This window comes from Salinifilum ghardaiensis (genome assembly GCF_054491345.1).
This window is the reverse complement of record NZ_CM137101.1, coordinates 3,895,978-3,914,549: the sequence shown is the minus strand read 5'-3', so window position 1 is coordinate 3,914,549 and position 18,572 is coordinate 3,895,978. Positions and strand designations below refer to the sequence as shown.

The following is an 18,572-nucleotide window of genomic DNA, read 5'->3' as shown; positions in this document are numbered from 1 at the left end:
TGCGGGACTGCCGCCCGGCCTCACCCAGACGAGGAGAGCAGTGGCAGGCAAGGCCCGCGTACACGAGCTCGCCAAGGAGCTCGGTGTCACCAGCAAGGAAGTACTGAACAAGCTCGCGGAGCAAGGCGAGTACGTCAAGTCGGCGTCGTCGACGGTGGAGGCCCCGGTGGCCCGGCGGCTGCGGGACGCGTTCGGTCCCTCCGATTCCGGAGGCGGCAAGAAGGCGGCATCGGGCAAGGCGACGCAGCAAGCGGCCGAGGCCGGTCAGGGAACCGGGGACGGCGCGACGAAGTCGACCCCGCCGAAGCCGTCGGACCTGGCGCCCAAGCCCGGCCCCAAGCAGCCCGCGTCCGAGCAGCAGTCCCCGTCCGAGCAGCCCGCTGCCTCGGCGGGGCAGGAGCAGGCCAAGCCCGCGCCGAAGCCGGGCCCCAAGCCCGGTCCGAAGCAGGGCTCCAAGCCCGCTGCCCAGGACGGCGGCAAGACCGAGCAGCAGGACAACAAGGGCCGCAAGCAGGCGCCCAAGCCCGGCCCGAAGTCCGGGCAGTCCCAGGGCGGTGACGGTGAGGCCGGCGTGGTGCCGCCGAAGCCGCAGGCGCCCAAGCCGGGGCCGCGTCCGCCGCGCGTCGGCAACAACCCGTTCGGCGTCGGCAGCGGCGCGCCGCAGCAGCGCGGCGGTGGCGGCGGCCAGGGCGGCGGCCGCGGTGGCCGCGGCGGCCAGCGGCAAGGCGGCCAGGGCGGCGGCAAGCCCCAGCAGGGCGGCGGCCAGCAGGGCGGTCAGCAGGGCGGCGGCCAGCAGCAGGAGAACACGGCTCCCGCTGCCGGTTCCGAGTCGAAGTCCGAGGGCGGTTCGCGTCCGAACCCGGGCATGATGCCCTCGCGCCCGAACCCGGGCATGATGCCGCCCCGCCCGCCGCGCGGCGGCGGTGCCAGCACCGGCGGCGGCCGCGGTGGCGGCGGCCGCGGTGGCGGCGGTCGCAGCGGTCCCGGCGGTGGCGGCGGTGGCCGCGGCGGTCCCGGGCGCGGTGGCGGCGGTGCCCCGGCCGGCGGTCCGCCCAGCAGTGGCGGCGGCGGCGGTGGTTTCCGCGGTCGCCCAGGCGGTGGCGGCGGCCGCGGTCGCGGCGGTGCCGCGGGTGCCTTCGGCAAGCCGGGCGGCCCGAGCAAGCGCGGTCGCAAGTCGAAGCGCCAGAAGCGCCAGGAGTACATGGAGAACATGCAGGCGCCGTCGGTGGGCGGCGTGCGCCTGCCGCGCGGGCACGGTGAGCCCGTGCGCCTGCGCCGCGGTGCTTCGCTGACCGACTTCGCCGAGAAGATCAACGCGAACCCGGCGGCCCTGGTCCAGGCCATGTTCCACCTGGGCGAGATGGTCACCGCGACCCAGTCCGTCTCCGAGGACGTGCTCGAGCTGCTCGGCCAGGAGATGAACTACAAGGTCGAGATCGTCAGCCCCGAGGACGAGGACCGGGAGCTGCTCGAGTCCTTCGACGTGAACTTCGGCGATCCGGGCAGCTCCGAGGAGGACCTGCAGCACCGGCCGCCGGTGGTCACGGTCATGGGTCACGTCGACCACGGCAAGACGCGCCTGCTGGACACGATCCGCCGCAGCGACGTGCAGACGCGCGAAGCCGGCGGCATCACCCAGCACATCGGCGCCTACCAGGTCCTCAGCGAGCTCGAGGGCAACCCGCGGCCGATCACGTTCATCGACACCCCGGGCCACGAGGCGTTCACCGCCATGCGTGCCCGCGGTGCGAAGGCGACGGACATCGCGGTGCTCGTGGTGGCCGCCGACGACGGCGTGATGCCGCAGACGGTCGAGGCGATCAACCACGCCCAGGCCGCCGAGGTGCCGATCGTGGTCGCGGTCAACAAGGTCGACGTGCCCGGTGCGAACCCGTCCAAGGTGCGGCAGCAGCTGACCGAGTACGGGCTGGTGGCCGAGGAGTTCGGCGGCTCGACGATGTTCGTGGAGATCTCGGCCAAGCAGGGCGAGAACATCGAGTCGCTGCTCGAGGCGATCCTGCTGACCGCGGACGCCACGCTGGACCTGCGGGCGAACCCGAAGCTGCCGGCGCAGGGCGTGGCCATCGAGGCCCACCTCGACCGGGGCCGCGGTCCGATGGCGAGCGTGCTGGTGCAGCGTGGAACTCTCCGCGTCGGGGACTCCATCGTCGCCGGCGGCGCCTACGGCCGCGTGCGGCGCATGACCGACGAGAAGGAGGACGACGTCCGCGAGGCGGCGCCGGCGCGCCCGGTCCAGGTGATCGGGTTCACCTCCGTCCCGCGGGCCGGGGACACGTTCCTGGTCGTGGAGGAGGACCGGGTGGCGCGGCAGATCGCCGACCGCCGGGTCGCCCGGATCCGGGAGGCGCAGAACGCCGCCAACCGCAAGCGGGTCAGCCTGGAGGACCTGGACAAGGTGCTGAAGGAGACCAGCCAGCTGAACCTGATCGTCAAGGGCGACAACTCCGGTACCGTCGAGGCGCTGGAGGAGTCCCTGAACAAGCTCGACGTGAGCGACGAGGTCCAGCTCCGGGTGATCCACCGCGGCGTCGGCGGCATCACCGAGAGCGACATCAACCTCGCCACGGCCGAGAACACGATCGTGCTGGGCTTCAACGTCCGGGCGGAGGGCAAGGCCGCCGAGGTCGCCAACCGCGAGGGCGTGGAGATCCGGTACTACTCGGTGATCTACCGGGCGACCGAGGACATCGAGCAGGCCCTCAAGGGCATGCTCAAGCCCGAGTACGAGGAGGCGCAGCTCGGCCACGCGGAGGTCCGCGAGACCTTCAAGTCGTCCAAGGTGGGCACGATCGCCGGCTGCATGGTGTCGGACGGCATCATGCGGCGGAACGCGAAGGCCCGCCTGCTGCGGGACAACGTGGTGGTTACCGAGAACCTCACGGTCAACTCGCTCAAGCGGTACAAGGACGACGCGACCGAGGTGCGCGACGGGTTCGAGTGCGGTCTCACCCTGGGGTCGTTCAACGACATCAAGGTGGGCGACATCATCGAGACCTACGAGATGCGCGAGAAGCCGCGCACCTGATCCAGCGGTCGGGGGTCACCGGGGCTGCCGGTGACCCCCGAGTCCTGTTCGACCCGTCCCCGGGATGCCGTCATGTTCGTCGGAGCCCTCGAACTCGATGTCCTGTTCGGCGACGTCCGGTCGCTGAAGCAGAAGCGCTCGGCCGTGCGGCCAGTTCTGGCTGAGCTGCGCAGGCGTTTCGACGTCGCAGCGGCGGAAACGGGCAATCAGCGGCTCTACCGCCGCGCCGAGCTCGGCATCGCCGCCGTGGCCGCGGACGCCGGGCACGTGCACGAGGTGCTCGAAGCGTGCGAGCGGCTGGTCGCGGCGCGGCCCGAGCTCGACCTGCTCGCGGTGCGGCAGCGCATGCTCGGACCCGAGGACTGACCATTCGCAGTGAATTCAGCATTTCTCACGAAGGAGGTGCGCCGTGGCCGACAGGGCGCGCGCCCGCAGACTCGCCAAGCGCATCGCCCAGATCGTGGCCTCCGAGCTGGAGCACCGGGTGAAGGACCCCCGGCTGGCGAGGGTGACGATCACCGACGCGAAGCTGACACCGGACCTGCGGGACGCCACCGTGTACTACACGGTCTTCGGTGAGGAGGCGGACTACTCCGGTGCCGCCGCGGGGCTCTCCCGCGCCACGGGGGTGCTGCGGTCCCGCGTGGGGCAGCAGACCGGGGTGCGGTTCACCCCGACTCTGACGTTCGTGGCCGACGAGGTGCCGGCTCAGGCGAAGCGCCTGGACGAGCTGCTGGCGCAGGCGAAGGAGGCGGACGCCGAAGTGGCGCGGTTGGCCTCGACCGCCAGCCCCGCGGGCGATGCGGACCCGTACCGCTCGGAGGAGGAGACCGAGGAGGCCGAGTCCGAGGAGGCGGAGGCCGCCGCCGAGCAGGCGCAGGCTGCTGAGCAAGCGCAGGCGGAGCGGGAACCCTCACAGGAAGGTTGAGGTTCGGCCCGCTCTCCGGTGAGGTGGAGTGGCACGGAGGTGACCCCACCCTGGAGGTGACGCTGTGAGCGGGCTGAGCGGGCATCCGCCGGCCGCAGCGGACGACGTGGAGCGGGCGGTGGTCGCGGCCGCCCGCGTGCTGCGCGGCGCGTCCGATGTCACGCTGCTCGGGCACCTCAACCCGGACGCGGACGCGCTCGGCAGCGCGCTCGCCCTGGCCGGCGCGCTGCAGGCCCCCCACCGGACGGTGCGGGTCTCGTTCGACGCGGTCAACGAGCTCGCACCCGCGCTGCTGGCGCTGGACACCGATGGCGTCGTGGTGCCCGCGGAGCAGGTCCCGGCCGCGCCGCCCACCCTGGTCGTCTGCGACACGGGCGCCGAGCACCGGCTCGGCGCGCTCGCCGATCGCGTCCGGGCGACCCGCGAAACCGGCGGTGACGTGCTCGTCATCGACCACCACGCGGGCAACGCGGTCCACGGCACGGTCCACGTGGTCGAGGACCGCGCCGAGTCCACGTCGCTGCTCGCGCTGCGCGTGCTGGACGCGCTGGGATTCCCGCTCGACGAGCCGCGCGCGCGCTGCGTCTACGCCGGGCTCGTGACCGACACCCGCGGCTTCCGCAACGCCGGTGCGCAAGCGCACCGGGTGGCGGCGCGGTTGCTTGAGGCCGGCGTGGATCCGGCCGCCACGACCCGCGCGCTCATGGACAACCACCCCTACCGCTGGTTGGGCATGCTCTCCGACGTGCTGGCCGGCGCCGAGCTCGAGCCGACCGCGGCGCAGGGGTGCGGGCTGGTGCACTCCGCGGTCCTCCGCTCGGCGGCTGAGGGGATGCACGGCTCCGACGTGGACAGCGTGGTCGACCTGCTGCGCTGCGCCGAGGAGGCCGAGGTCGCGGCGGTGCTCAAGGAGATCGGGGACGACCGCTGGATGGTCTCGCTGCGCGCGGACAGCGCGCTCGACGTGGCCCACGCGGCGCGCACCTGCGGTGGGGGCGGTCACCGGTTCGCCTCCGGGTTCACCATGGAGGGCTCGCGGGCCGAGGTGCTGCGGCGGCTGCGCGCGGCCCTGGAGCGGGCACCGCGACTGGGGTGAGGTCCGGAGCCCACTGCGCGAGCGCCAGCCCCGCGGGGGCGGTGCGGGGGGATGCTGCCGCCGGGGCGGGAGCGCCGGGCGGCCTCGCCGCTCGTGCGCGACGGGCGCGACATCCGCCTGCCCGTTTCGGCCCCGCGGGAGGGCCGGGCTGCGAGGGGCCGCCGCGGGCACTGCGGGTGGCCCGCTGGAGACCGACACGTCGTGTGGAACGGAGATGGGTGTGACGGACGCGGAGCAGGGCACCGCCGCGGGGCGGGAGACTGCTGCTGATCGGGGCGCCGGGGCTGATCGGGACCCCGGGGTGGATCGCGAACTCGAGAGCGGCCGCGTGTCCCCGCGGCGCATCCTGGCGCTGGCGGTGCCCGCGCTCGGGGTGTTGGCGGCCGAGCCGCTGTACGTGCTCGTGGACACCGCGGTCGTGGGTCACCTGGGGGCCGTTCCGCTGGCCGGTCTCGCGCTCGGCGGCACCCTGTTCACGCTCGTGTCGAGCCAACTGACGTTCCTCAGCTACGGCACGACGGCGCGGGCCGCGCGGTTGCACGGGGCCGGTCGGCGCGGTGCCGCGATCACCGAGGGCGTGCAGGCCACGTGGCTCGCGCTGGGCGTCGGCCTGGCGCTGCTGCTGGTCGCGCAGCTCGCCGCCGGACCCGTCGCCGGTGCGATGGCCGGTGCCGGTCCGATCGCCGAGGCGGCCACGAGCTGGCTGCGCATCGCCGTGCTCGGCGCGCCGATGGTGCTGGTGACGATGGCGGGCAACGGGTGGATGCGCGGCGTGCAGGACACGGTGCGGCCGCTGCGGATCGTGCTCACCGGCAACGCGCTCTCGGCGGTGCTGTGCCCGCTGCTCGTCTACGCGGCCGGGCTCGGGTTGGAGGGGTCCGCGCTGGCCAACGTCGCGGGCCAGACGGTCAGCGCTGCGCTGTTCCTGCGTGCTCTGGCGGTCGAGCGGGTCCCGCTGCGCCCCGACCTCGGCACGATGCGGGCGCAGCTGGGGATGGCCAGGGACCTGGTGCTGCGTTCGCTCGGGTTCCAGATCTGCTTCGTCTCGGCGACCTCGGTGGCGGCCCGGGCGGGCGCGGACACGGCCGCGGCGCACCAGGTCGTGTGGCAGCTGTGGACGTTCCTGTCGCTGGTGCTGGACTCGCTGGCGATCGCCGCGCAGTCGCTGGTGGGGGCCGCGCTCGGTGCGGGCAGTGCGCGCAGCGCGAAGGGGATCGCGCGGCAGATCGCCGCCTACGCGCTGGGCTTCGGCCTCGCGCTGGGGGTCGTGTTCGCCGCGTTGTCCGGTGTGCTGCCCCGGCTGTTCACCGACGACGCGAGCGTGCTGGCCGAGGTGCCGCACGCGTGGTGGTTCTTCGTGGTGCTGCAGCCGGTCGCGGGCGTGGTCTTCGGGCTGGATGGTGTGCTGCTGGGTGCCGGGGACGCCGCGTTCCTGCGCACGGCGACCCTGCTGAGCGCGGGGATCGGGTACCTGCCGATGATCTGGCTCTCGCTCGCGTTCGGTTGGGGGCTGTCGGGGATCTGGACCGGGCTGAGCCTGTTCATGCTCTTCCGACTGGGCACGCTGCTGGCCCGCTGGTGGTCGGGGCGCTGGGCGGTGGTGGGCGTGGCCCCCGCCTCGACCGCGACCCCGTAGAGAGTCCGCGGGTTGGCTGGCGTTGTGGGGCGGGTGGGGGAACCTCAGGCGCTGCCTCGCTCTGGGATCCCCGACATCGGGTAGCCACCTACACAACGTCGGGGCTGTCCTCGCGAGGCAACGCCTGAGAACCCCCGGCGGCTCGGCCTGCCTGCGCGGAAGGGAAGCGGCTCCGCCGCTTACCTGACGAACGGTGCGACCAAAGCACCGACCACCAATCCGCGACCCCGTAGTGGGCTCCTGACCACGCCAACGGGTGACCGAGGCTGGTGAATCCGCCGGGCGCAGGCTCAGGCCGGTTGCCAGAACCAGTCCTGTCCGCGCACCTGGCGGTAGGCCTCGCGGCGCGTCCCGGCGTCGAGCCGCTGGAGGTAGACCATGCCGTCGAGGTGGTCGACCTCGTGCTGCAGGCAGCGCGCCATGAGGCCCTCGCCCTCGACGGTCACCGGTTCGTCGTTCAGGTCCACGCCGCGGACGACGGCCCGCTGCGCGCGGCGGGTGGGGAAGCTCAGGTTCGGCAGCGACAGGCAGCCCTCCTCATCGTCCTGCTCCTCCGCAGAGAGCTCGGCGATCACCGGGTTGACGACGTAGCCGAACTGCTCGTCGACGTTGTAGCTGAACGCCCGCACGCCCACGCCGATCTGCGGTGCCGCGAGCCCGGCCCGCCCGGGCTGGTCGACGGTGTCCAGCAGATCCGTGATCACGCTTCGCAGCCGGTCGTCGAAGACCGTCACCGGCGCGGTGCGTTCGCGCAGGACCGGATCACCGAACGTGCGGATGGGGCGGACAGGCACGCGTGCACTCCTCTGCTCTGCGGACCGATGCTGACCGGGAGGCCACTCTACGATCCGCCGGTGCGCCCTCCGGAAGCGCGTGCTGCCCGGCCGGAGCCCTGCCGGCCGGAGCGGTGGGACGTTTCCGGTGGTTTCACTGGGTGGGTGCAGCACCGTGCAGGACGTTCACGGCGGAGGTGGTGCACCGCGGTGCCGGTAGAGCAGGTGGGGGAAGCGCGGCGGCTGCGGCAGCAGGAGGGGTCGTCCGCGGCGCGCCCGAGCGAACAGCTCTGCCTCGCCCCCTCGCCGGAGCCCCGGTGGCGTGCGGGAAGATGGATGCTCGTGTCCGCCCGCAGTTCGCGTTCCCAACGGCCCGCCGTGCCGCCCGGCCTGCTCGTCGTCGACAAGCCCGGCGGCATGACCTCGCACGACGTCGTCGCCCGGACGCGGCGCCTGCTCGGCACCCGCAAGATCGGGCACGCGGGGACCCTCGACCCGATGGCCACGGGCGTGCTCGTCCTCGGCGTGGAGCGGGCCACCAAGCTGCTCGGGCACCTGGCCATGGACACCAAGGCGTACTTGGCCACGATCCGGCTCGGCGTGACCACCGGCACCGAGGACGCCGAGGGCGAGGTGCGCTCGCAGCAGGACGCCTCGGCCGTGCCGGAGGAGGCGATCCGGTCCGGGGTGGCCGCGCTGACCGGTGAGATCGAGCAGGTGCCCAGCGCGGTCAGCGCGGTCAAGGTCAACGGCCGCCGCGCCTACGAACTGGCCCGCGAGGGCCACGAGGTGGAGCTCGAGGCGCGCCCGGTGACCGTCTCGCGGTTCGACGTGCTCGCCGTGCACCGCGAGGAGCGCACGACCGACATCGACGTGCTCGTCGAGTGCTCCTCGGGAACGTACGTGCGCGCGCTGGCCCGCGACCTCGGCGCCCGGCTGGAGGTGGGCGGTCACGTGGCGCAGCTGCGCCGCACCCGCGTGGGCCCGTTCGGCCTGGCCGCGGCGCGCACCCTCGACCAGCTGGCGGAGCGGCCGGAGCTGTCGCTGGACCTGGACCGCTCGGTGGAGGCCGGGTTCGAACGGCGCAACGTGGACGCGCGCACCGCGCGCGCCCTCGCGCACGGGCAACCGGTCCCGGCCGCGGAGGTCCCCGGCACCTACGGCATGTTCGACCCCCAGGGCTCGGTGGTCGCGCTCGTCCGCGACGAGGGGCGCAAGGCCAAACCGGTGCTCGTGCTCAACCCGGCCTGAGGAGGCCGCGGAACCGGCTCCCGAGGCATCCTCGCGGGGACGCGGAGCAGCGGCTCGCCGGCGTCCCGGTGGGCGCAACCGCGGCGCGCGGTGCCGCCCCGGTGCGCTCGGCGATCCGGGCCGGGTGGCGGGACCGCCGCCGATGCCCGGTCCGGCCGCGCGGTGCGGCTCTCCGCGCGCACGGGCGGCGCTCCGCCGCGCGCAACGCCGCGACGGTGCCTCCCCGGCGGCGTGCGGAGGACCGGCGATAGGCTTGCGAGCCGTGCAGCGATGGCGTGGTTTGGAGCAGATCCCCGCAGGTTGGGGCCGGTGCGTTGTGACGATCGGCGTCTTCGACGGGGTGCACCGGGGGCATCAGAAGCTGATCCGCCACGCGGTGCACCGCGCCCGCGAGCGCGGTGTGCCGTGCGTGCTGCTCACCTTCGACCCGCACCCGATGGAGGTGGTGCGCCCGGGCAGCCACCCCGCCCAGCTGACGACGCTGCGGCGGCGCGCCGAACTGGTCGAGCAGCTCGGCGTGGACGTGTTCTGCGTGCTGCCGTTCACCCAGGAGACGGCGCGGATGTCCGCGGAGGACTTCGCGCACCAGCTGCTCGTGGAGCGGTTGCACGTGGCCGAGGTCGTCGTCGGGGAGAACTTCACCTTCGGGCACAAGGCCGCCGGCACGATCGACACGCTCGCGCAGCTCGGGGAGCGGTTCGGCTTCGACGTGGCCACCGACAGCCTGCTGTCCGGGCCGACGCCCCGCGACGAGGCGGGCACCGCGGAGGTGACCTTCTCGTCGACGTTCATCCGCTCCTGCGTGGACGCGGGTGGTGTGGGGGCCGCGGCGGCGGCTCTGGGCCGCTACCACCGGCTGGAGGGGATCGTGGTGCGCGGCGTGGGCCGCGGTGGTTCGGAGCTCGGCTTCCCCACGGCGAACCTGTCCATGCCGGAGTTCGCGGCGGTCCCCGCCGACGGCGTGTACGCCTGCTGGTTCACGCACCGCCGCGACCGCGAGGCGGACGGCAGCGAGCCGCTGCCCGCCGCGGTCTCGGTCGGCAGCAACCCGACGTTCTCCGGGACGGAGCGCACCGTCGAGGCGTACGTGCTCGACGTGTCCGAGGACTTCTACGGCGAGCACGTCGATCTGGACTTCGTGCGGCGGCTGCGCCCGATGGAGAGCTACGACTCCGCCGAGGCCCTGGTGGCCCAGATGCGGCAGGACGTCGCCGACACGCGGGCTGCGCTGGGCGAGGGGTGAGCTCCGGACCGGCGCGGCGCGCGGTGGCCGAGTGCGGTGCCGCCCGGACCGATGTGCCGATTCCGGACCTTCTCGACCTGCCGGGCTGGCAGGATCCAGGTCCGGGAACCGCGTCCGAGCGCGGCGGGAGCAGTCGATCCGGGGGAACGATGGCCAAGCGCGACACAGTGCGGCGGAACCGCGAGTTGCAGCGGCAGTGGTACGGGGAACCGCTGGGTGACCGGGTGCGCCGGCTCGTCGTGGCCTTCCGGATCTCGCAGGCGCAGCTGGCGGGGGTGCTGGGGATCAGCCCCGCGATGCTCAGCCAGGTCATGAGCGGCAGCCGCGCGAAGATCGGCAACCCGTCGGTGCTGGCGCGCCTGGTGATGCTGGAGCGCAAGGTGCTCATCCCCGGGGTGGCCTCCGGGGACGCGGAGGCGATCGAGCTGGCCCTGCATGACGTGCGGAGCTCCCGGCCGACCGTGGGCCGCGACGACTTACCGGTCTCCAGCAGCGCCCGGGAGGAGATCGCGTGGTCGGTGCTGCGCGACGTGGCCGAACCGCAGGAGCTGCGGTCGGCCGCGCGGCTGCTGGCCGCCCGGCACCCCGAGCTGGCGGACTTCCTGCGGCGCGCGGTGGGCCCGGAGCCGGGCGCGCGGTGACGGGGCGTCGCGCCGGCGGAGGAGGCGCGGCACGATGGGGACCGCACACGGAAGGAGACGCGTCCGCCCGCGGTCGTGCTGGCCGCGCCCGGGGCGGAGGTGGTCATCGAGCTCGCGACGAGACACGGAAGGCGTATGCGGCTGTTCACCGCGCTGTGGCCCGCGGAGGTGGCGGTCGACCACCTGGCGGCGGAGATCGCGGAACTCCCGGAACGGCAGGTCGCCGAGTTGTCCCGGGGACTGCGCCGGTTCCGCTTCGTGCCGGCCGACCGCTGGCACTTGACGCTGTGCTTCCACGGCGAGGCCGCCGATCCGGACGAGATCGCCGAACGGCTGGACAGGGAGGCGGCCGACCTGGTGAAGGCCGAGGTCGTGCCGCCGCGGCTGCGGCTGGCCGGTGCCGGCGTGTTCCGCAGCGTGCTGTGGATCGGGGTGGAGCCCGCCACGAACGCGGACGCGGCGGTGCTCGGCGAGCTCGTGCGCATCGCCGGCGGGGATCCGGAGGGGTACCGCGGACACCTGACGGTCGCGCGCTGGAGCAACGGCAAACCGACCCGGGCGCTGGCCGAGTTCTTCGCGGAGTACGCGGGCCCGCGCTGGGACGTGCCCGAGATCACCCTGGTGCGCAGCGTGCCCGGGGAGTCCGGTCCGGAGTACCGCGTCCTGCACCGGGTCCCCGCGGGTGCCGCGTCCCCCTCGGGGTGAACGCCGCGGGGCGGTTCGCCGCGGTGCGCGGCGCTTCGGCCGCTGGGGGCAGCGCCCCTGATACCCTGACAGCGGGACGGCTGCGGTCCGTGGCGGCCGCCCCCTGCGACGGCGTGAACCACGACCGCGCGGAGCTCCGCTCCGCGGGTCGCGGCTCGTGGCGCGCAGGTCGACGGAAACCGCGGGACGTTTTGACAAGGAGTGCACTCGTGGCTTTGTCCACTGCGGAGAAGAAGCAGGTCCTGGCCGACTACGGCCTGCACGAGAGCGACACCGGCTCGCCGGAGGCCCAGGTCGCGCTGCTGACCAGGCGGATCACCGGCCTGACCGAGCACCTGAAGTTCCACAAGCACGACCACCACTCGCGACGTGGTCTGCTGCTCATGGTCGGGCGCCGCCGCCGGCTGCTCAACTACCTGATCAAGGTGGACATCGCCCGCTACCGCTCGCTGATCCAGCGACTCGGTCTGCGGCGCTGAACCGCGGGAGGGGAGCGGCCGCGGCCGCTCCCCTCCGCATGCGGGGCCGTGCGCGACCGCCGCGATCCCGCGGGGGTCGCGGCGGTGCGCACACGGTGCGAACAACGGAACACCGCCCCCAGAATGGGGGTGTCCGGCGCCGCGCTGCGCCGGATGCGTGAACAGAGTGCTCACGGTGCCAGCGGAAGGCGTTCCGCCGGTCCTCGGTAGTGGCTCTCGGACGACGAGTCCTCCGGGGGCTTCGATCGATGGCCGGCCCTTTCGGACCGCACTCCAGCTGCTCGCCGTGAGCCTCGCGAGGAGCAAGGAGTCATCAGAGTGACCGAGACCCAATCGCCCGAAGAGGGCGTGTACGAAACCACGGCCGTGCTGGACAACGGCGCGTTCGGCAAGCGGACGGTCCGCTTCGAGACCGGTCGGCTGGCCAAGCTGGCCACGGGCAGCGCCGTGGCCTACCTGGACGACGAGACGATGCTGCTGTCGGCGACGGCCGCCTCCAAGCAGCCCAAGGAGCAGCTCGACTTCTTCCCGCTGACGGTCGACGTCGAGGAGCGGATGTACGCCGCCGGGCGCATCCCCGGGTCGTTCTTCCGCCGGGAGGGGCGTCCCTCCACCGACGCGGTGCTCACCTGCCGGCTCATCGACCGCCCGCTGCGCCCGTCGTTCGCGGACGGCCTGCGCAACGAGGTGCAGGTGGTGCTCACGGTGATGAGCCTGGCGCCGGGTGACCTGTACGACGTGCTGGCGATCAACGCCGCCTCCGCGTCCACCCAGCTGTCCGGCCTGCCGTTCTCCGGCCCGGTCGGCGGCACCCGCATGGCCCTGATCGACGGGCAGTGGGTGGCCTTCCCGACGCACGAGCAGCTGCAGCGCGCCGTGTTCAACATGGTCGTCGCCGGCCGCGTCGTCGGTGACGACGTGGCGATCATGATGGTCGAGGCCGAGGCGACCGACCACACCGCGGAGCTGGTCGCCGAGGGCGCCCAGGCCCCGACCGAGGGCGTGGTCGCCGAGGGCCTGGAGGCGGCCAAGCCGTTCATCCGCACGCTGTGCGAGGCGCAGCAGCGCCTGGCCAGCGCCGCGGGCTCGGCCGCCGAGGAGTACCCGGTCTTCCCGGCCTACGAGCCGGACGTCTACACCGCCGTGGAGCGCGCGGTCTCCGACGAGCTCGCCGAGGCCCTCAAGATCGGGGGCAAGCAGGAGCGCGAGGAGCGCCTGGACGAGCTCAAGGCCGCGGCCCTGGAGCGCGTCGGCGTCGGCGAGGGCGAGGAGTTCGCCGGCCGGGAGAAGGAGGTCGGCGGCGCCTTCAAGGACCTGACCAAGCAGCTGGTGCGGCAGCGCATCCTGCGCGACCAGGTGCGCATCGACGGCCGCGGCGTGGCCGACATCCGGGAGCTCTCCGCCGAGGTCGGCGTGGTGCCGCGGACGCACGGTTCGGCGCTGTTCGAGCGCGGCGAGACCCAGATCCTCGGCGTGAGCACGCTGAACATGCTGCGCATGGAGCAGACGATCGACTCGCTCTCGCCGGAGACGACGAAGCGGTACCTGCACCACTACAACATGCCTCCCTACTCGACCGGGGAAACCGGCCGCGTGGGCACGCCGAAGCGGCGCGAGATCGGCCACGGCGCGCTCGCCGAGCGGGCGATCGTGCCGGTGCTGCCGTCGCGGGACGACTTCCCGTACGCGATCCGGCAGGTCTCCGAGGCGATCGGGTCGAACGGCTCGACCTCCATGGGCTCGGTCTGCGCCTCCACGCTGTCCCTGCTCAACGCCGGTGTGCCGCTGAAGGCCCCGGTGGCGGGCATCGCGATGGGCCTGGTCTCCGACGAGGTGGACGGTGAGCGGCGCTACGTCGCGCTGACCGACATCCTCGGCGCGGAGGACGCCTTCGGCGACATGGACTTCAAGGTCGCCGGCACGCGCGAGTTCGTCACGGCGCTGCAGCTGGACACCAAGCTGGACGGCATCCCCTCCGAGGTGCTCGGCCAGGCGCTGGAGCAGGCCCGCGACGCGCGGTTCACGATCCTCGGCGTGATGTCCGAGGCCATCGGCGAGCCGGACGAGATGAGCCCGCACGCCCCGCGCGTGACCTCGGTGAGCATCCCGGTCGACAAGATCGGCGAGGTCATCGGCCCGAAGGGCAAGATGATCAACTCGATCACCGAGGAGACCGGCGCCGAGGTCACCATCGAGGACGACGGCACGATCTACGTCGGCGCGGCGGACGGCCCCTCGGCGGACTCGGCGATCGAGAAGATCAACTCGATCGCGAACCCGCAGCTGCCGAAGGTCGGCGAGCGGTTCCTCGGCACCGTGGTGAAAACGGCCGCGTTCGGCGCGTTCGTCTCCCTGCTGCCCGGCAAGGACGGCCTGGTGCACATCTCCAAGCTGGGCAACGGCAAGCGCATCGGCAAGGTCGAGGACGTCGTCAACGTCGGCGACAAGCTGCGCGTGGAGATCGCCGACATCGACAGCCGCGGCAAGATCAGCCTCGTCCCGGTCGACGAGGGCGAGGGCGACGCCGAGGGCGATGCCCAGGCCGGCGCGGCGGAGGAGCAGTCCGGCGAGACCGCGGAAACCGCGCAGTGATCGGCTGACCCCGACGTGACCGGTGGAACACCGGACGGAACGGCCCGCTCGGAGCATCCGGGCGGGCCGTATCGTTCGACGGGACGATTCGGGTGAGCGCCAACCGCGGTGGACGTGACGGGACGATGGGGCGAGAAGAGCAGCGACCTGGCAGCGCACGGGTTGTGGTGCGCTCGGACACCGCCGCGGTGCGCCGCACCGTGCTGCCGAGCGGGTTGCGCGTGGTCACCGAGCAGGTGCCCGGTTCGCGGTCGGCCGGTGCGGGCCTGTGGGTCGACGTCGGCTCCCGGGACGAGACGCGCCCGCAGGCCGGCGCGGCGCACTACCTGGAACACCTGCTGTTCAAGGGCACCGAGCGGCGTTCCGCGGCCGGCATCGCCGCCGAGGTGGACGTGGTCGGCGGTGAGCTCAACGCGTTCACCGCCAAGGAGCACACCTGCTTCTACGCGCAGGTGCTCGACGAGGACCTGCCGCTGGCGGTCGACGTGCTCTGCGACGTCGTGTTCGCCGCCCGCAACACAGCGCGGGACGTGGAGCTGGAGCGCCGCGTGGTGTTCGAGGAGATGGCCATGCGCGACGACGACCCGGAGGACGCGCTCGGCGAGCTGTTCACCGAGTCGCTGTTCGGCGGCCACCCGCTCGGGCGCTCCGTGCTGGGCACGGAGGAGTCGGTGCAGGGCATGAGCCGCGCGCGGGTGCACGGCTTCTACCGGCGCCACTACCGGCCGGAGCGGATGGTGCTGTCCGCGGCGGGCAACGTCGACCACGAGCGGCTGGTCCGGCAGGTGCGGCAGGCCCTGGGCGAGCGCTTCCCGGCGGGGCAGGTCCCGCGGCCGCTGCGGACCGGTGGCGGCAGGTTCCCGCGGCAGCGCCCGCTGGCCCTGCAGCCCTCGGACACGGAGCAGGCCCACGTGCTCGTCGGCTGCCGCGGCCTCGACCGCTACGACGAGCGGCGCTACTCCCTCGGCGTGCTCAACGCCGCGCTCGGCGGCGGCATGAGCTCGCGGTTGTTCCAGCAGGTGCGGGAGCGCCGCGGCCTGGCCTACGCGGTGCACTCGGACAGCACCGCGTTCTCCGACAGCGGGATGTTCTCGGTGTACGCGGGGTGCGCGCCGGACCGCCTCGGCGAGGTGTGCGCCCTCGTCCGCGAGGTGCTCGGTACGGTCGCCCGGGAAGGGCTGTCCGAGGAGGAGGTCCGCCGCGGTCGCGGGCAGCTGCGCGGCGCGCTCGTGCTCGGCCTGGAGGACACCGCCGCGCGGATGGTGCGCGTCGGCAAGCGCGAGCTCAACCACGGGCAGCACGAGAGCGTGGAACGCGCGCTGGAGCGCATCGACGCTGTCACCGCCGAGCAGGTCGCCGCACTCGCCGGGGAGCTGCTCACCCGTCCGCTGGCGACGGCGGTCGTCGGTCCGTACGAGCGGGAGGCCGACCTGCCGGACGGGGCGGTGGGGCCGGCGCGGGGCGGTCGCCGCGGTGCGCGGCGGCAGGGCGCGGGAACAGCGCAGGCAGGACGGGTCAGCAAAGGAGACGTGACGTGAATTCCCCCCTCAAGGTCGGCGTGCTGGGTGCCCGCGGGCGCATGGGTTCGGAAGCGGTCCGGGCCGTGGGCGAGGCGCCCGACGCGGAGCTCGTCGCCGCGATCAACCGCGAGGACCCGCTGTCCGGACTGGTCGACGCGGGCGCGCAGGTGGCCGTGGAACTGACCCGCCCCGAGTCGGTGCTGGAGAACGTGCGCTTCTGCGTCGACAACGGCATCCACGTCGTCGTCGGCACGAGCGGGCTCGGCCCGGACGAGCTGGAGGCGGTCCGCGGCGTGCTCGGCGAGAACCCCCGGGTGGGCGTGATCGTCGCGCCGAACTTCGCCATCGGTGCGGTGCTGTCCATGCGCTTCGCCGAGATCGCGGCGCGCTACTTCGAGTCGGCCGAGATCGTCGAGCTGCACCACCCGAACAAGGTGGACGCGCCGTCGGGCACGGCCACCCGCACGGCGCGCCAGGTGGCGCAGGCGCGCGCCGAGGCGGGCGTGGGGCCGGCCCCGGACGCGACGAGCAGCCAGCTGGACGGCGCCCGCGGCGCCGAGGTGGACGGGGTTCCGGTGCACGCGGTGCGCATGGCCGGGCTCGTGGCGCACCAGGAGGTGCTGTTCGGCACGGACGGCGAGACGCTGACCATCCGGCACGACTCCTACGACCGGCGCTCCTTCATGCCCGGCGTGCTGCTGGCCGTGCGCGAGATCGGGCAGCGCCCGGGGCTCACGGTCGGCCTGGACGCCCTCATGGGGCTGTGAGCGGGGGATGCGCGTGAGTGAGCAGCAGGTGGGGCAGCGCCGGTGGTGGACGCCGCGGACGGCTGCTTTCGTCGCCGCGTTCGCCCTGGTCGTGTACCTCGTGCTCATGGGTGAGCGGGCGTTCGTGCTCATCACCAGCGGGCGCTGGGCGTTCGCCCTGTTCGGGGTGGGCGTGCTCGTGCTGCCGCTGATCGGTGCGCTGCTCGTGTACGACCAGCTGCGCTTCGGCGTGCGCACCGAGCGGCTCGCACGGCGGTTGGACGCGGAGGACGCGCTGCCGGACGTCTCCCACCTGCCCCGCCGCCCGTCCGGCCGCGTCGAGCGCGAGGCCGCCGACGCGTGGTTCGAGCAGAAGCAGTCCGAGCTGGAGCAGGACCCGCAGGACTGGCGCCGGTGGTACGCGCTGGCCGAGGCCTACGACCTGGCCGGTGACCGCAACCGCGGCCGGCGGGCGATGCGGCGCGCGATCGAGCTGGAGCGCGGCTCGTCCGAGCGGTGAAGTGGCGCGGCCCTCCGGGACGTGCGCCGCTCGGGGTGGTCGCGGAGCGCGGTGCCCTCGGGGCGCGCGTCCTCACGCCGCCGAGCCGTGCACCAGCGCGGGGGCGGCGGTGAGCACCCCGAACCGGACCAGGCGGCCGGTGAACCCGGTGACGAGGAACAGCGCCAGGGACACGCGCGCCCAGCCGGCGACCGCCGCGGTCGCGGCGAACGGCGGGACGCTGGCCGCCGCGCTGGCCAGCAGCACCCCGCCGCTCCAGGCCGGGCGCTGCCGGCAGGTGTCCCGGAACCGCTCGAGCAGCGCGGCCGCGCGCGTCCGCGCCCGCCGCCGGGGGAAGCGGCCGGTGCGGCGCAGCAGCCCCGGCAGGCGCACGGCGCCGCGGGCGGCCCCGTAGTGCAGCGTCTTGCCCGCGATCTGCCCGACAGCGATGACCAGCGCCAGCGCCCACCACGGCACGTCCGCACCGCCGAAGAGCACCCCGAGCGCGAAGATCTCGACGCTGATCAGGGGGAACACGGCGGAGACGACCGCGACGCCGAGGGCGGCGCCGAGCAGCCCGAGCACCGCGGCCACCGCACCCTCCTCACCTCGCGCCGCAGCGCCGAGCCCGCCGGGCGCGGCGCGCGGACCGCGTTCAGCACGCGCCGCCGCTGCGGCGGCGAGCACACCGCGGTGCTCACTGGCCGGGCAGGTCGAACAGGTCCTGCGCCGCCCCGACGGCGTCGATGTCGGCGGTGCCCGATGCCGCGGGGTTCCCCTCCCGCAGCGGGACGTCCCACCCGCCGGACAGGCGCATCTCCCGGACGATCTGGCCGTCGGCCTCCAACGTACGCACGGTACCGTCCGGCGCCCAGCCGAGGCGGCGGAAGAAGAACATCGACGCCGAGTCGGACTCGGCCGTCCACGTGATGCCGCGGGTGATCCCCTCCTGCCGCAGCACCTCGCCCGCGCGCGCGACGAGGCGCCCGCCGTGCCCCCGCCGGCCCCAGCGGGGTTCGACCAGCAGTGCGCTGAGCAGGGCCACCGCGGAGGCGTCCGCGGCCGGCGTGCCGTCGGCCGCGGCGGACTCCGACTCGGGGGCGGTGCCGGCGGCGCAGAACCCGACGGCCCACGGCCCTTCGGTGGCGAGGAGCACGTGGGCGGGCCCGTCCGCGATCGTCTCCGCCCAGTGCTGCGCGACCTCCTCCTCGTCGAGGCGTTCCCACGCGGTGGCGGGCAGCAGCTCGGCGTAGGCGGTGCGCCACGTCGACAGCTGGATGCGGGCGATCTCGGCGGCGTCCGCGGTCGTGGCGGTACGCACCTCGGCATCTGCCATGTGGTGAACCTAACGCGGACGGCCTCCCCGCGTCACCGCCCGGTCACCCCGGGTGCACCGCGGGGTGTCGGTGGACGGTGG

Annotated in this window: 17 protein-coding genes; 14 read left to right on the top strand and 3 right to left on the bottom strand. The window is 73.8% G+C overall.

Annotated elements, in window-relative coordinates; translation table 11 throughout:
* Nucleotides 1-40 precede the first annotated feature (40 nt).
* The 5 genes from infB to ACVGV0_RS17805 all read left to right on the top strand — a co-directional run bounded on the left by infB (nucleotide 41) and on the right by ACVGV0_RS17805 (nucleotide 6,706).
* Nucleotides 41-3,046 (top strand): translation initiation factor IF-2, encoded by a 3,006-nt coding sequence (gene infB / locus ACVGV0_RS17825; RefSeq protein WP_459156827.1) that lies wholly within the window; start codon nucleotides 41-43, stop codon nucleotides 3,044-3,046.
* Nucleotides 3,047-3,118: 72 nt separating this feature from the next.
* The gene (locus ACVGV0_RS17820) at nucleotides 3,119-3,412 is read left to right on the top strand and encodes a DUF503 domain-containing protein (protein ID WP_459156826.1); all 294 of its coding nucleotides are present in this window, start codon (nucleotides 3,119-3,121) and stop codon (nucleotides 3,410-3,412) included.
* Between the two features lie 43 nt (nucleotides 3,413-3,455).
* Nucleotides 3,456-3,974 carry a 30S ribosome-binding factor RbfA gene (gene rbfA, locus ACVGV0_RS17815; protein WP_459156825.1) on the top strand — a complete coding sequence of 173 codons (519 nt, stop codon included), beginning with the start codon at nucleotides 3,456-3,458 and terminating at the stop codon, nucleotides 3,972-3,974.
* A gap of 73 nt (nucleotides 3,975-4,047) precedes the next feature.
* On the top strand, nucleotides 4,048-5,070 hold the full coding sequence (locus ACVGV0_RS17810) for a DHH family phosphoesterase (protein WP_459160050.1): 1,023 nt from the start codon (nucleotides 4,048-4,050) through the stop codon (nucleotides 5,068-5,070).
* Between the two features lie 214 nt (nucleotides 5,071-5,284).
* Complete coding sequence (locus ACVGV0_RS17805; RefSeq protein ID WP_459156824.1) at nucleotides 5,285-6,706, top strand: MATE family efflux transporter; 1,422 nt, start codon at nucleotides 5,285-5,287, stop codon at nucleotides 6,704-6,706.
* A gap of 290 nt (nucleotides 6,707-6,996) precedes the next feature.
* On the opposite strand, the gene def is transcribed toward ACVGV0_RS17805, so the two are convergent.
* Complete coding sequence (def, locus tag ACVGV0_RS17800; RefSeq protein ID WP_459156823.1) at nucleotides 6,997-7,500, bottom strand: peptide deformylase; 504 nt, start codon at nucleotides 7,498-7,500, stop codon at nucleotides 6,997-6,999.
* A 315-nt stretch (nucleotides 7,501-7,815) separates the two neighbouring features.
* Here def and truB point away from each other — a divergent pair, with 315 nt between their 5' ends.
* The 9 genes from truB (at nucleotide 7,816) to ACVGV0_RS17755 (ending at nucleotide 17,176) form a co-directional block, all read left to right on the top strand.
* Nucleotides 7,816-8,730, top strand: coding sequence for a tRNA pseudouridine(55) synthase TruB (truB, locus tag ACVGV0_RS17795; RefSeq protein WP_459156822.1), 915 nt, complete (start codon nucleotides 7,816-7,818; stop codon nucleotides 8,728-8,730).
* 262 nt (nucleotides 8,731-8,992) lie between these two features.
* Nucleotides 8,993-9,973, top strand: coding sequence for a bifunctional riboflavin kinase/FAD synthetase (locus tag ACVGV0_RS17790; RefSeq protein ID WP_459156821.1), 981 nt, complete (start codon nucleotides 8,993-8,995; stop codon nucleotides 9,971-9,973).
* 149 nt (nucleotides 9,974-10,122) lie between these two features.
* Complete coding sequence (locus ACVGV0_RS17785; protein WP_459156820.1) at nucleotides 10,123-10,614, top strand: helix-turn-helix domain-containing protein; 492 nt, start codon at nucleotides 10,123-10,125, stop codon at nucleotides 10,612-10,614.
* Between the two features lie 135 nt (nucleotides 10,615-10,749).
* Nucleotides 10,750-11,319 carry an RNA 2',3'-cyclic phosphodiesterase gene (gene thpR, locus ACVGV0_RS17780; protein ID WP_459156819.1) on the top strand — a complete coding sequence of 190 codons (570 nt, stop codon included), beginning with the start codon at nucleotides 10,750-10,752 and terminating at the stop codon, nucleotides 11,317-11,319.
* Nucleotides 11,320-11,528: 209 nt separating this feature from the next.
* Nucleotides 11,529-11,798, top strand: a complete 270-nt coding sequence (gene rpsO, locus ACVGV0_RS17775; protein ID WP_459156818.1) for a 30S ribosomal protein S15 — start codon at nucleotides 11,529-11,531, stop codon at nucleotides 11,796-11,798.
* Nucleotides 11,799-12,116: 318 nt separating this feature from the next.
* Nucleotides 12,117-14,390, top strand: coding sequence for a polyribonucleotide nucleotidyltransferase (locus ACVGV0_RS17770; RefSeq protein WP_459156817.1), 2,274 nt, complete (start codon nucleotides 12,117-12,119; stop codon nucleotides 14,388-14,390).
* Between the two features lie 125 nt (nucleotides 14,391-14,515).
* On the top strand, nucleotides 14,516-15,928 hold the full coding sequence (locus ACVGV0_RS17765) for a M16 family metallopeptidase (RefSeq protein ID WP_459156816.1): 1,413 nt from the start codon (nucleotides 14,516-14,518) through the stop codon (nucleotides 15,926-15,928).
* A complete protein-coding gene (dapB, locus tag ACVGV0_RS17760) occupies nucleotides 15,925-16,677 on the top strand; it encodes a 4-hydroxy-tetrahydrodipicolinate reductase (protein ID WP_459156815.1) in 753 nt (250 codons plus the stop codon). The genes ACVGV0_RS17765 and dapB overlap by 4 nt, the downstream gene beginning before the upstream one ends.
* 106 nt (nucleotides 16,678-16,783) lie before the next feature.
* Complete coding sequence (locus tag ACVGV0_RS17755) at nucleotides 16,784-17,176, top strand: hypothetical protein (RefSeq protein WP_459160049.1); 393 nt, start codon at nucleotides 16,784-16,786, stop codon at nucleotides 17,174-17,176.
* Nucleotides 17,177-17,248: 72 nt separating this feature from the next.
* On the opposite strand, the gene ACVGV0_RS17750 is transcribed toward ACVGV0_RS17755, so the two are convergent.
* The gene (locus tag ACVGV0_RS17750; protein WP_459156814.1) at nucleotides 17,249-17,749 is read right to left on the bottom strand and encodes a hypothetical protein; all 501 of its coding nucleotides are present in this window, start codon (nucleotides 17,747-17,749) and stop codon (nucleotides 17,249-17,251) included.
* Nucleotides 17,750-17,852: 103 nt separating this feature from the next.
* Nucleotides 17,853-18,491, bottom strand: coding sequence for a GNAT family N-acetyltransferase (locus ACVGV0_RS17745; RefSeq protein WP_459156813.1), 639 nt, complete (start codon nucleotides 18,489-18,491; stop codon nucleotides 17,853-17,855).
* Nucleotides 18,492-18,572: the final 81 nt, after the last annotated feature.